The organism is Pseudomonas sp. FP198 (genome assembly GCF_030687895.1).
Classification (GTDB): domain Bacteria; phylum Pseudomonadota; class Gammaproteobacteria; order Pseudomonadales; family Pseudomonadaceae; genus Aquipseudomonas.
Map to the genome: position 1 here is coordinate 4,383,360 of NZ_CP117452.1, position 12,447 is coordinate 4,395,806.

At 61.5% G+C, this 12,447-nt stretch carries 11 protein-coding genes; 3 read left to right on the plus strand and 8 right to left on the minus strand.

Going from position 1 to position 12,447, the window contains the following annotated elements:
- Positions 1 to 34: 34 nt before the first annotated feature.
- The 5 genes from pcaF to pcaR all read right to left on the minus strand — a co-directional run bounded on the left by pcaF (position 35) and on the right by pcaR (position 5,466).
- The gene (pcaF, locus tag PSH78_RS19975; RefSeq protein WP_305496276.1) at positions 35 to 1,237 is read right to left on the minus strand and encodes a 3-oxoadipyl-CoA thiolase; all 1,203 of its coding nucleotides are present in this window, start codon (positions 1,235 to 1,237) and stop codon (positions 35 to 37) included.
- Positions 1,238 to 2,017, minus strand: coding sequence for a CoA-transferase subunit beta (locus PSH78_RS19980; protein WP_305496277.1), 780 nt, complete (start codon positions 2,015 to 2,017; stop codon positions 1,238 to 1,240).
- On the minus strand, positions 2,014 to 2,874 hold the full coding sequence (locus PSH78_RS19985) for a CoA transferase subunit A (RefSeq protein WP_305496278.1): 861 nt from the start codon (positions 2,872 to 2,874) through the stop codon (positions 2,014 to 2,016). The genes PSH78_RS19980 and PSH78_RS19985 overlap by 4 nt, the downstream gene beginning before the upstream one ends.
- A 293-nt stretch (positions 2,875 to 3,167) precedes the next feature.
- Positions 3,168 to 4,514, minus strand: coding sequence for an MFS transporter (locus tag PSH78_RS19990; protein WP_305496279.1), 1,347 nt, complete (start codon positions 4,512 to 4,514; stop codon positions 3,168 to 3,170).
- Positions 4,515 to 4,623: 109 nt separating this feature from the next.
- Positions 4,624 to 5,466, minus strand: coding sequence for a pca regulon transcriptional regulator PcaR (gene pcaR / locus PSH78_RS19995; RefSeq protein ID WP_305496280.1), 843 nt, complete (start codon positions 5,464 to 5,466; stop codon positions 4,624 to 4,626).
- A gap of 558 nt (positions 5,467 to 6,024) precedes the next feature.
- On the opposite strand from pcaR, the gene PSH78_RS20000 reads away from it, so the two are divergent.
- Together PSH78_RS20000 and PSH78_RS20005 are read left to right on the plus strand one after the other, a co-directional pair.
- Positions 6,025 to 6,225, plus strand: a complete 201-nt coding sequence (locus PSH78_RS20000; protein WP_305496281.1) for a hypothetical protein — start codon at positions 6,025 to 6,027, stop codon at positions 6,223 to 6,225.
- Positions 6,226 to 6,584: 359 nt separating this feature from the next.
- Positions 6,585 to 8,060, plus strand: a complete 1,476-nt coding sequence (locus tag PSH78_RS20005) for an inorganic phosphate transporter (protein ID WP_305496282.1) — start codon at positions 6,585 to 6,587, stop codon at positions 8,058 to 8,060.
- 248 nt (positions 8,061 to 8,308) lie between these two features.
- Here PSH78_RS20005 and ccoM read toward each other — a convergent pair whose 3' ends face one another.
- The 3 genes from ccoM to PSH78_RS20020 all read right to left on the minus strand — a co-directional run bounded on the left by ccoM (position 8,309) and on the right by PSH78_RS20020 (position 9,161).
- Positions 8,309 to 8,425, minus strand: a complete 117-nt coding sequence (gene ccoM, locus PSH78_RS20010) for a cytochrome c oxidase subunit CcoM (RefSeq protein ID WP_030139315.1) — start codon at positions 8,423 to 8,425, stop codon at positions 8,309 to 8,311.
- Positions 8,426 to 8,569: 144 nt separating this feature from the next.
- Positions 8,570 to 8,731 carry a hypothetical protein gene (locus tag PSH78_RS20015; RefSeq protein ID WP_305496283.1) on the minus strand — a complete coding sequence of 54 codons (162 nt, stop codon included), beginning with the start codon at positions 8,729 to 8,731 and terminating at the stop codon, positions 8,570 to 8,572.
- 88 nt (positions 8,732 to 8,819) lie between these two features.
- Entirely contained in the window at positions 8,820 to 9,161 is a 342-nt protein-coding gene (locus PSH78_RS20020) for an aspartate-semialdehyde dehydrogenase (protein ID WP_305496284.1), read from the minus strand.
- Positions 9,162 to 9,409: 248 nt separating this feature from the next.
- On the opposite strand from PSH78_RS20020, the gene rapA reads away from it, so the two are divergent.
- Positions 9,410 to 12,256 carry an RNA polymerase-associated protein RapA gene (gene rapA, locus PSH78_RS20025; RefSeq protein ID WP_305496285.1) on the plus strand — a complete coding sequence of 949 codons (2,847 nt, stop codon included), beginning with the start codon at positions 9,410 to 9,412 and terminating at the stop codon, positions 12,254 to 12,256.
- Positions 12,257 to 12,447: the final 191 nt, after the last annotated feature.

The following is a 12,447-nucleotide window of genomic DNA, read 5'->3' on the forward strand; positions in this document are numbered from 1 at the left end:
GCATTCCTCGGTTTCTTATTGGTAGGACGACCCGTCAGACGCGTTCGATAGCCAGTGCCAGGCCTTGGCCGACGCCAACGCACATGGTCGCCAGGCCTTTCTTGCCGCCGGTCTTTTCCAGATGATGCAGCGCTGTCATTACCAGCCGCGCCCCGCTCATGCCCAGTGGATGGCCCAAGGCAATGGCGCCACCGTTCGGATTGACCTGCGGTGCATCGTCCGCCAGCCCAAGCTCGCGCAGCACCGCCAGGCCCTGGCTGGCAAAGGCTTCGTTAAGCTCGATCACGTCAAAATCGGCGACCGCCAGGCCCAGGCGCTCAGTCAGTTTGCGCACCGCCGGCACCGGGCCGATGCCCATCACCCGTGGCGCGACGCCGGCGCTGGCCATGCCCAGCACTCTGGCCCTGGGAGTCAGGCCGTGTTTCTTCACCGCTTCGGCGGACGCGAGGATCAGCGCCGCCGCCCCGTCATTCACGCCCGAGGCGTTGCCGGCGGTCACGGTCTTGTCGGGGCCGTTGACCGGTTTGAGTCGGCCCAAGGTTTCCAACGTGGTGTCGGCGCGTGGATGCTCGTCCTGCTCGACCACGGTTTCGCCCTTTTTGTGGGCGATGCGAACCGGCACGATTTCTTCGGCAAAAAATCCCGCCGCCTGGGCCGCCGCCGCACGCTGCTGGCTGCGCACGGCAAAGGCGTCTTGATCTGCGCGGGACACCGCGTAGTCATCCGCCACGTTATCAGCGGTCTGCGGCATTGCATCAACGCCGTACTGGGCTTTCATCAGCGGGTTGATGAAGCGCCAACCAATGGTCGTGTCCTCCAGCTTCATGTTGCGCGAGAACGCCGCATCGGCCTTGCCCATCACGAACGGCGCGCGGGACATCGATTCGACGCCGCCAGCGATGGCCAGCTCCATTTCGCCGCTGGCAATGGCGCGGAACGCCGTGCCGATGGCGTCCATGCCCGAGGCGCAGAGGCGGTTGACGGTCACGCCGGGGATGCTCTCCGGCAGACCGGCCAGCAACAAGGCCATGCGCGCGACGTTGCGGTTGTCTTCACCGGCCTGGTTGGCGCAGCCGAGGAACACTTCGTCCACCGCGCGCCAGTCCACCGATGGGTTGCGTTCCATCAGCGCCTTGATCGGCACGGCCGCCAGGTCATCGGCACGCACCGCGGAGAGGCTGCCGCCGAACCGGCCGATGGGGGTTCGAATCGCGTCACAGATAAAAACGTCGCGCATTCAGGCTTCTCCTGGAGTCTGGCCGTGGGCCGCAGCGGTACGGGCCTCAAGGGCGCGCAATGCGCGCAACTCGACCTCGGTCGGTTCGGCGGTGGTCTGCACGTGGTCGGCGAAACGGATCGCCCAGCCAGTGGCGGCAATCACTTGCTCGCGGGTCACCCCGGGGTGCAGCGAAGTGACCACGAACTCATGGCTGCCGGCTTCCGGTTCCATGATGCACAGGTCAGTGATGATCCCTACGGGGCCGGCGCCCGGCAGGCCCAGGCGCTTGCGCGAATCACCGCCTTCGCCGTGACCGACCGAGGTGATGAAATCCAGCTTGTCGACAAACGAACGCGCCGATTGCTTGAGGATGATCAACACACTTTTCGCCGAGCCGGCGATTTCCGGCGCGCCACCGGCACCCGGCAAGCGGACTTTCGGCTGATGATAATCGCCGACCACGGTGGTGTTGATGTTGCCGAACCGGTCCACCTGGGCCGCGCCGAGGAAGCCGACGTCGATACGCCCGCCCTGCAGCCAGTAGCGAAAAATCTCACCGGTGGGTACGACGGTGTCCGCGGTTTCCGCCAGTTCGCCGTCGCCGATGGACAGCGGCAATACGCTGGGCTTGGCGCCGATCGGACCGGACTCGTAGATCAGGACGACATCAGGCGACGAAGTCAGCCGCGCCAGGTTGGCCGCTTTCGACGGCAGGCCGATGCCAACGAAACACACGGCGTTGTTCTTCAGCCGACGGGCCGCGGCGACGGTCATCATTTCATTGGTGGAATAAGTCATGGTTTCACCTGCGAAGCGGCCGCCAGCCGGGCCTGGAATTCACTGAAGTCCCTGGTGCCATGGATGTACTCGTCAATCCATGCGGTAAATGTCTCACGGTCCCGGGCGATAGGATCCCACGCCTGGTAGAAACGATTGTCACGCTCGGTGTAGCCGTGAGCGTAGGACGGATGCGCGCCACCCGGTACGTGACACACCGCGCTCAAGGCCCAGGTTGGCAGCACGCAAGCATTCATCGGGGCATTCAGGTCGTCGACGATTTCTTCCACGGTGACGATGCAACGCTTGGCCGCCAGGGCCGCTTCTTTCTGCACACCGAGGATGCCCCACAGCAACACGTTGCCCTTGCGGTCGGCCTTCTGTGCGTGGATCACGGTAACGTCCGGCCGCACCGACGGCACGGCGGCAAGCACTTCCCCGGTGAAGGGACAGGTGACGCTCTTGATCAGCGGATTGACCTTCGGCAGGTCGGAGCCGGCGTAGGCCCGAAGTACCGCGAACGGCAGGCCGGAGGCGCCGGCAACGTAGGCATTGGCCAGGTCGGCGTGGCTGTGCTCCTCGATCTCCAGCGGATGCGGCCATTGTTTTTCGACCGCATCGCGCAGCCGGTGCAAGGAACCCACGCCAGGATTGCCGCCCCAGGAAAAAATCAGTTTGCGAGCACAACCGGCGCCGATCAACTGGTCGTAGATCAGGTCAGGCGTCATGCGCACCAGGGTCAGGTCCTTCTTGCCCTGACGAATGATTTCATGACCCGCCGCCGTCGGGATCAGGTGCGTGAAGCCTTCGAGCGCGACGGTGTCGCCGTCGTTGACGAACTGCTTCACCGCGTCGTGCAGCGAAAGGATTTCAGCCATGGGGCAGGCTCCCGTTATCCAGTAGACCGACATGAAAAAAAGGCGCGAGGTCCAGCGCCTGGGTGACTGAAGATTAAGCCGGGGAAAAATGCCAAACAATCCGATAATCGACAGAGTGTTCGTTTATCGAACAGATTGTTGCGTAGCTATCGATTTACTCAAGTTCATAAAGCCCCCTGTGGGAGCGAGCTTGCTCGCGATGGCGTCGTGTCAACTTGCATAGATGTTGAATGAGCCACCGCTATCGCGAGCAAGCTCGCTCCCACAGGGATTTGAGCAAAAATGCCGCTGGCTCAGGTCGCATCCGCATGGCTGACCATGCCTTTGATAACGACCGCCGCGGTCGCCAATGCCGCTGGAATCACCAGCGCGGTCAGGACCTGTTCGAAGTTCCAGCCCAACCCCAACAACGTCGCGCCCATCCACGCGCCAAGAATCGCGCCGAACCGGCCGATACCCAGCATCCACGACACCCCGGTGGCCCGGCCCTGGGTTGGGTAGAAGCGCGCCGCCAGGGACGGCATTGCCGATTGCGCGCCGTTGACGCACATGCCGGCCACCAGCACCAGGGTGGCGAGCAAGGTAATGTTGCCCAGGCTCTGCCCCACTGCGTAGGCAAATACCCCGGCCATCAGGTAGAAAATGCCGATGACCTTGTGCGGATTGAAGCGGTCCATCGCCCAACCCACCCCGACTGCGCTCAACACGCCGCCGAACTGAAACAACGCGCCGATGAACGCCGCCTGCTCCATGCTCGCGCCGCTGTCGCGCATCAGGGTCGGCAGCCAACTGGTCAGCAGATAGACGATCACCAGCCCCATGAAATACGTCAGCCACAACAACAAGGTGCCGGCGCTGTAGGTACCGGAAAAGATCACCGCCAGCACATTGCGCGCTTTTACGGTCTTTTGTTCAGGCACGCTGAAGCTGGCCGCCTGGGCGATGGTCGGCGGGTCGATCGGCGCCAGGGTCTTGCGTACCTTGTCGGTGCCACGGTTACGCACCACCAGGTAACGCGCCGACTCCGGCAGCCAGAACACCAGCACCACCGCCAGGATCAACGGCAGCACGCCGCCGATCAGCAGCAAGCTGTGCCAGCCGAACGCCGGTATCAGCTTGGCGGAGATGAAACCGCCGCCGGCCATGCCCAGGTTGAAGCCGCAGAACATGCTGGTGACCAGCAGCGACTTCTTGCGTTCCGGGGTGTATTCCGAGAGCAAGGTCGTGGCATTCGGCATCCCGGCCCCCAATCCCAGGCCGGTCAGGAAACGCAGCACCAGCAGTTGGTCGACGTTGGTACAGAAGGCCGAGGCCAGGCTGAAAGCGCCGAACAACACGACCGCCCCCACCAATACGATTTTTCGTCCGAAACGGTCAGCCAAAGGGCCGGAACCCAGTGCGCCGAATACCATGCCGATCAGTGCGGCGCTCATCACCGGGCCAAGGCTGGCCCGATTGATGCCCCAATCCTGGGAAAGCGCCGGGGCGATGAATCCCATGGCCGCGGTGTCGAGGCCATCGAGGAAAACGATCAGGAAACAAAGAATGACCACTCGCCATTGGTAACGAGAAATGGGCTGGGCATTGATGAAGGACTGCACATCGAGGCAGGTGCCTACGGAGGTCTGGGGCTGGTTCATTTTATTTTTATTCCACGCAAGAAACGCCAGATGACGCTGCGCGACATTAATGAGCCCGGGCAAATACCGTCAATTCACCGAAGCGGAGTGTGTGCGTTTATCGAACAGCTTAAGTGAACAGCTGCGCGCTCAGGTCCCGGCTGGCCCCGAGCAGGCCAGGCAAAAAGCGCTGTTCCAGCTCATTGCGGCTGACCCGTCCGGCATGGGTGCTGACGTTCAAGGCTGCCACCACCTGGCCCGAAGCATCGTATACCGGCACGGCAATCGAGCGCAGGCCCTGTTCCAGTTCCTGATCGACGATGCACCAACCCTGCTGCCGGACCTGTTGCAGGCATTCGAGCAACGCCTCGGGCGTGTGCAGGGTGCGACTGGTCTTGGCCTGCAGGTCGGCATGCTCGAGATAATCGCGCAGCGACGCGTCATCCAGTGCCGCCAGCAGGATCCGGCCCATCGACGTGCAATAGGCAGGCAGGCGGCCACCGACGGACAGGTCCACCGAAATCAGCCTTTGAGTCGTGGCCGACCGGGCGATGTAAAGGATGTCATCGCCTTCGAGCGTCGCCATGTTGCAGGCCTCGTGCAGCTGTTCGCTCATGCGGTCCAGGTACGGTTGGGCAGAAACCGCCAGCGGTGTCGATGACAGATAGGCATGGCCCAGGGTCAGCACCTTGGGCAACAGCGAATAAGTCCGTCCATCGGTGGTGGCGTAGCCGAGCTTGATCAACGTGTGCAGGCAACGCCTCACCGCCGCGCGGGGAATTTCGGTGCGGTGGCTGATCTGGGCGATGGTCAGGTGCCGCTTGCGCTCCTGGAATGCCTGGACCACCGCCAGTCCACGGGCCAGCGAGGTCATGAAGTCCGGGTCACCGGTCAGGGCCTGGATCCGCTTGGCCGGCGAAGCGACGATCGGCGGCGCTACTGAAGTGAAGGCGTTGCGCAATTGGTCGTTCATCTCTGGTTCTCCCGGAATGACGGCTATTACAAGCGGCTGCCCGTCGGACAGACAAGTGTCGACCCATCAACACCGTGCGATTATCGAACCGGCGGTCGATAATCGCAATCAGCAGGCGCCTGCCAGTCTTGATGTTTTTGCGATTTTCCAGCAAGCCTCCTAGAGGGCGAACTTTGACAACGACAAAGAATAATGAACTTGTCATATGAAAATGACGTCAGGATATCGACACTTGTGATACGCGCCGCACAACTAGCAACACTTATGCAATATTGATTCACAGCGGTAACCCGGTACTTTAACTTTGCTAGTGTTATTGCGGCGGACCGCTATAATGCGCGGCAGTGGCGGATCGGCCAATGGATCGACTCCGTCCACGGGCACAGCAGTTGATTGTGTCGGCAGCCGGTGCTGCGAAGCACCCTGGCCGCGTCTCCCGTATCGGCAATATGCAAAACCCTGATGCTACGTCAGCTATCAGCTCTGGTGCCGTGGCCGTCTGCATCGCGTACATGCAGTGCGTATCACCAGATCAATTTCAATTCATTAGGTAATCATGTGACGAAAGACGAACTGCGCGCGGAACTTGAGCGCCAGGAACAACGTTACAAGGAAGTTTACGGCGGAGAAATCACCACCTACGCCGCGCAACCTGAACCGGAACGCAAGCCCTGGCGCAAACGCGCCACTGTTCAGGACCAGGCGTTCAGCCAGGAACTGCAAAAGATGGAAAAAGAACTCAAGGCCGAGGAAGAATGATTTTCCGGGCTTGAGTCCGTAGCGTGTCCGGTCACACCCCGGTCGGGCACCGGTAGCGAGGGCCCGCCAAAAGCGGGCTGTCATTCTCTCCGCCATCGGTCGGCGGACATTCACCGCTGATTTCTTTTTTCAGATATTTCAAGCGCCCGCCCCAGCCCCCTCGCGCCATGCGCAGAACCTTGCCTGCCGGCCTTTTCATCCTGAAATCAAAGGGTTGCGCAGCCCATTCAAAACCCAGGCCGGCGCGGCTTGCTGCCGGTTATTTCGTTGAAGAATGTTACCGATGAGCAGGCGATGCATCGATTAGCGAGGTTTTCTGGCATAATCGCGCCCCCTTATGACCGGGTCAGAAAACCTTCATGATCGATTTATTCAGCGGACTGGATGCTTGGGTGCTCGTGAGCCTCTTGCTCGCCCTGGCTTTTGTCCTCGCCTTCGAGTTCATCAACGGCTTTCATGACACCGCTAACGCGGTTGCCACTGTTATCTACACCAAAGCCATGCCGCCTCACCTGGCGGTGTTCTTTTCCGGTGTGTTCAATTTCCTCGGCGTACTGCTGGGTGGCGTGGGGGTGGCGTATGCCATCGTTCACCTGTTGCCCGTGGAGCTGCTGATCAATGTGAACACCGGACACGGCTTGGCCATGGTGTTCTCGCTGCTCGCGGCGGCCATCACCTGGAACCTCGGCACGTGGTACTTCGGTATCCCGGCGTCCAGTTCCCATACGCTGATCGGCTCGATCCTCGGCGTGGGCCTGGCCAATGCGCTGATCAACGATATTCCGTTGGCCGACGGGGTGAACTGGCAGAAAGCGATCGATATCGGCGCCTCCCTGGTGTTCTCGCCGATGGCCGGCTTCCTGATCGCGGCCCTGGTGTTGCTCAGCCTGAAATGGTGGCGCCCGCTGTCGAAGATGCACAAGACGCCGGAACAGCGCCGCAAGATCGACGACAAGAAACACCCGCCGTTCTGGAATCGCCTGGTACTGGTGATTTCCGCCATGGCCGTCAGCTTCGTCCACGGTTCCAACGATGGCCAGAAAGGCATCGGCCTGATTATGCTGGTGCTGATCGGTATCGTACCCGCACAGTTCGTACTCGACCTGAACAGCACTACCTACCAGATCGAGCGCACCCGCGACGCGACGTTGCACCTTAGCCAGTTCTACAAGCGCAACAACGAGTCGCTGGGTGAATTCCTGGCCTTGGGCAAGAGTGTCGAAGGCGACCTGCCGGAGAAATTCCGCTGCAACCCGCAGCAGACCGAACCGACCATCAATGCGCTGCTCGACACCCTCAAAGGCGTGGCGGATTACCACTCGCTGCCGTCGGAAAGCCGCATCGAAGTGCGCCGCTACCTGCTTTGCCTGGACGACACGGCGAAAAAGGTCGGCAAGTTGCCTGGCTTGGCAGCCCGTGAAAAAGACGACCTGAACAAGCTGCGCAAGGACCTGACCGCGACCACCGAATACGCCCCGTTCTGGGTAATCCTCGCGGTTGCCCTGGCACTCGGCCTAGGCACCATGGTCGGCTGGAAGCGCGTGGTACTGACCATCGGCGAGAAGATCGGCAAGCAAGGCATGACCTACGCCCAAGGCATGTCGGCGCAGATCACCACGGCCTGCATGATCGGCGCGGCGAATATCTTCAGCCTGCCGGTTTCCACCACCCACGTGCTGTCTTCCGGCGTGGCGGGCACGATGGTGGCCAACAAGAGCGGCCTGCAGGGCGGCACGGTTCAGACCATCCTGCTGGCCTGGGTGCTGACCCTGCCAGCCACGGTGGGCCTGTCGGCGGCACTGTTCTGGCTGGCGTCGAAGGCCATCGGCAGCTGAGTTTCAGCGGCTCGTGAAAAAGGTGCGTTCCTTGCGGTTCGCACCTTTTTTTATGCCCTGACATTGAACAACTTGTGGGAGCGAGCCTGCTCGCGAAAGTGGAGTATCAGCCACTGGGTGGATGACTGATACTCCGCCTTCGCGAGCAAGCTCGCTTGTGGTTTTGTATTGGTCTGGAAATTCGCCCCAAAAAAAAGGGCGACCGAAGTCGCCCAAATGCCTTGCGTGCTCGTTGTCGCCGGAAAGACCTACGGCTTTTTGCGCTTGTGTGCGTCTTTCCAGATGAATAATCCAAACCCTGCGAAAAACACGAACATGAGGCCGACCGTCAACACACCGGCAAACACCACATTATCGATAAACATGACTGGCCTCCTGGTCTTGCCCCTGTTGCGATGGGATCAAGTTAACCAATCAGGCCTGGGGAAAAATTGACCGGGGTCAATAACGCTCGCGACGGAGCGCAAAGGAAGGGCGATAACTGATCCATATCAATGGATCGAGGGGGTTCAGCGCTTTTTCGGTTTGTTTTTCGGTTTTTTCTTCGGCTTGCCCAAGGGCATGGCCTGCTCGAAGGCCTGGCGCACTTCATTGAGGCGTTTTTCGTTGAGGTCGTGAACGCGCTTTGCGCGCTCCGCACCGAGATCAATCAGTTTGTCTTCTTGGCTCATGCTGTGTCGACATCGTACGGTGAGTGGCGGATGCGCTCATGATGCGGGTTACCGGTTGCGTTGACCAGCCAGCGACGTCGACGAGACCTCAGATCTGGATATCCACCCACAGGCCCTGGCGCTCTTCGCCTTCGACGAGCGGAACGACCGGCACGGTGTTGTCGGCGTTCAGTTCCGTGCCCGGGACAGCCAGATGCTCTTCGGGATCCTCGTCGGCTTCGCGGCGGCGCCGGTTGCGCTCCTGCTGGCGACGCTGCTCCTCGCGCAGCAACAGAGCGGCCTCCTCCGGGTCACCCTTTTGCAGGTCGATGGTGCTTTCGCTGGAGCTTTGTTGTACCGGGACCACGGGAGGAATGTCCGGTCGCGGGCGGATCGGATCCTGCTGAGCGGTGATGGGTACGGCGCTCAAGGGGAGCATGGGTGGCAACATAAAGGTCTCCTGTCTTCAGGTTGTCGGCGGCGGCGAGGACAGCTTGAACCGCTGGTCTGAAACTTGTGAGCTGGTTGGCATTACGCGGGGCGAGGACACAAGCTTGTTTGATCGCGGAACACGCTTAAGTTCCGTTGGGCAGGTTGATGGGCAAGCCGTCACGAGCGCTGGTTACGTGCGTAAATCCTTTGGTCTGACGCGTCATTCCGTTAAGATAGCCGGCTTTTTCACGGCGGGAGTCAGGCAGCATGGCGCAGCAGTATCAACCGGGGCAACGCTGGATCAGTGACAGCGAAGCCGAGCTGGGTTTGGGCACCGTTCTGGCACAGGACGGCCGCTTGTTGACCGTGCTCTACCCGGCCACTGGCGACACTCGCCAGTACGCGCTACGGAATGCGCCCCTCACCCGCGTGCGGTTTTCCCCAGGCGACGTGATCACTCACTTCGAAGGCTGGAAAATGACCGTGCGCGAAGTCGATGACGTCGACGGGCTGCTGGTCTACCACGGCCTCAACGGGCAGAACGAAGTCGTCACGCTGCCGGAAACCCAACTGTCGAACTTCATCCAGTTCCGCCTCGCCAGCGATCGCCTGTTCGCCGGGCAGATCGATCCGCTGGCCTGGTTCTCCCTGCGCTACCACACGCTGGAACACACCAGCCGCCAACTGCAGTCGCCGCTCTGGGGCCTGGGTGGCGTGCGTGCCCAACCGATCGCTCACCAGTTGCATATTGCCCGCGAAGTCGCCGACCGCATTGCGCCACGGGTATTGCTGGCGGACGAAGTGGGCCTGGGCAAGACCATCGAAGCCGGCTTGATCATCCATCGGCAGCTGCTTTCCGGCCGCGCCAGTCGCATCCTGATCCTGGTCCCGGAAAACCTGCAGCACCAGTGGCTGGTGGAGATGCGCCGGCGCTTCAACCTGCAGGTCGCACTGTTCGACGAAGAACGCTTTATCGAAAGTGATGCCAGCAACCCGTTCGAGGACACTCAACTGGCGCTGGTCGCGCTGGAGTGGCTGGTAGAGGACGAAAAGGCCCAGGACGCGCTGTTCGCCGCCGGCTGGGACCTGATGGTGGTCGACGAAGCGCACCACCTGGTGTGGCACGAAGACCAGGTCAGCCCGCAATACGCACTGGTCGAACAGTTGGCCGAGACCATCCCTGGCGTGCTGCTGCTGACCGCCACCCCGGAACAACTGGGCCAGGACAGCCACTTCGCTCGCCTGCGCCTGCTGGACCCGAACCGCTTCCACGATCTGCAGGCCTTCCGTGCCGAAAGCGAGAACTATCGCCCGGTGGCCGAAGCCGTTCAGGAGCTGCTGGACAAGGGACGCTTGTCGCCCGAGGCCCACCAGACCATCCATGGTTTCCTGGGCAATGAAGGCGAAGCGCTGCTGACCGCCGTCAACGATGGCGATATCGAAGCCAGCGCCCGCCTGGTTCGCGAACTGCTGGACCGCCATGGCACCGGCCGCGTGCTGTTCCGTAACACCCGCGCTGCCGTCCAGGGTTTCCCCGAGCGCAAGCTGCACGCCTATCCGCTGCCGTGCCCTGACGAATACCTGGAACTGCCGCTGGGCGAACATGCCGAGCTGTATCCGGAAGTCAGCTTCCAGGCTCAGCCGGACGCCAGCGAAGAAGAACGCTGGTGGAAATTCGACCCGCGCGTCGAGTGGCTGATCGATCAGTTGAAGATGCTCAAGCGCACCAAGGTCCTGGTGATCTGCGCCCACGCCGAAACCGCGATGGACCTGGAAGACGCCCTGCGCGTGCGCTCCGGCATCCCGGCCACGGTGTTCCATGAAGGCATGAACATCCTTGAGCGCGACCGCGCGGCGGCCTACTTCGCCGACGAAGAGTTCGGTGCCCAGGTGCTGATCTGCTCGGAAATCGGCAGTGAGGGTCGTAACTTCCAGTTCGCCCATCACCTGGTGCTGTTCGACCTGCCGGCGCACCCGGACCTTTTGGAACAGCGGATCGGCCGCCTGGACCGGATCGGCCAGAAACACACCATCGAGCTGCATGTGCCGTACCTGGAAACCAGCCCGCAGGCGCGGCTGTTCCAGTGGTATCACGAAGCGCTGAATGCTTTCCTCAACACCTGCCCGACCGGCAACGCCTTGCAACATCAGTTCGGCCCACGCCTGCTGCCGTTGCTGGAAGAAGCCGACGACGGCGAGTGGCAGGCATTGATCGACGAGGCGCGCGCCGAACGCGAACGCCTGGAGGCCGAGCTGCACACCGGTCGCGACCGTCTGCTGGAGCTCAACTCCGGCGGTGCGGGCGAAGGCGACGCGTTGGTGGAGGCCATCCTTGAACAGGACGACCAGTTCGCCCTGCCGATCTATATGGAAACCCTGTTCGACGCCTTCGGTATCGACAGCGAGGACCATTCCGATAACGCACTGATCCTCAAGCCGAGCGAAAAAATGCTCGACGCCAGTTTCCCCCTGGGCGACGACGAAGGCGTGACCATCACCTATGACCGCAACCAGGCGCTGTCTCGTGAAGACATGCAATTCATCACCTGGGAGCACCCGATGGTGCAAGGCGGCATGGACCTGGTGCTGTCCGGCTCCATGGGCAACACCGCCGTGGCGCTGATCAAGAACAAGGCGCTCAAGCCTGGCACCGTGTTGCTGGAACTGCTCTATGTCAGCGAAGTGGTCGCCCCGCGCTCGCTGCAGTTGGGCCGCTACCTGCCACCGGCCGCCCTGCGCTGCCTGCTGGATGCCAACGGCAATGACCTGGCGGGCCGGGTATCGTTCGAAACCCTCAACGACCAGCTCGAAAGCGTGCCCCGCGCCAGCGCCAACAAGTTCATCCAGGCCCAGCGCGACCAGCTATCGCCACGGATCAACGCCGGCGAAGAGAAGATCGCCCCGCGTCACGCCGAACGCGTGGCCGAGGCGCAACGCCGTCTGGCGGCCGATACCGAAGAGGAACTGGCCCGCTTGACCGCTTTGCAAGCGGTGAACCCTACCGTGCGCGACAGCGAACTGGAGGCTTTGCGCCAGCAGCGTGAGCAAGGGTTGGCGATGCTGGAGAAGGCTGCGTTGCGGCTGGAGGCGATTCGGGTGTTGGTGGCGGGGTGATTCCCCGGGGCTTTCTGCGTACATATCCTTTTTTTCGGTTATGACCACTTAGGGTTTCGCCCTTACGGCGAGTTACTTTCGACTGGGCCGGCTTCCGGGCTTTTTGAAAGTGACCCGCTGTAAAAGCGGAACCATAACTAGCCGTTACCGCAGAAACGGATATACACCCAAAACCCAGTAGCCCAGAACCC

Excerpts from the sequence above, each read along its gene's own strand:
- pcaF (WP_305496276.1), bottom strand. The coding sequence starts at position 1,237 with ATGCGCGACGTTTTTATCTGTGACGCGATTCGAACCCCCATCGGCCGG.
- PSH78_RS19980 (WP_305496277.1), bottom strand. The coding sequence starts at position 2,017 with ATGACTTATTCCACCAATGAAATGATGACCGTCGCCGCGGCCCGTCGG.
- PSH78_RS19985 (WP_305496278.1), bottom strand. The coding sequence starts at position 2,874 with ATGGCTGAAATCCTTTCGCTGCACGACGCGGTGAAGCAGTTCGTCAAC.
- PSH78_RS19990 (WP_305496279.1), bottom strand. The coding sequence starts at position 4,514 with ATGAACCAGCCCCAGACCTCCGTAGGCACCTGCCTCGATGTGCAGTCC.
- pcaR (WP_305496280.1), bottom strand. The coding sequence starts at position 5,466 with ATGAACGACCAATTGCGCAACGCCTTCACTTCAGTAGCGCCGCCGATC.
- PSH78_RS20005 (WP_305496282.1), top strand. The coding sequence starts at position 6,585 with ATGATCGATTTATTCAGCGGACTGGATGCTTGGGTGCTCGTGAGCCTC.
- ccoM (WP_030139315.1), bottom strand. The coding sequence starts at position 8,425 with ATGTTTATCGATAATGTGGTGTTTGCCGGTGTGTTGACGGTCGGCCTC.
- PSH78_RS20015 (WP_305496283.1), bottom strand. The coding sequence starts at position 8,731 with ATGAGCCAAGAAGACAAACTGATTGATCTCGGTGCGGAGCGCGCAAAG.
- PSH78_RS20020 (WP_305496284.1), bottom strand. The coding sequence starts at position 9,161 with ATGTTGCCACCCATGCTCCCCTTGAGCGCCGTACCCATCACCGCTCAG.
- rapA (WP_305496285.1), top strand. The coding sequence starts at position 9,410 with ATGGCGCAGCAGTATCAACCGGGGCAACGCTGGATCAGTGACAGCGAA.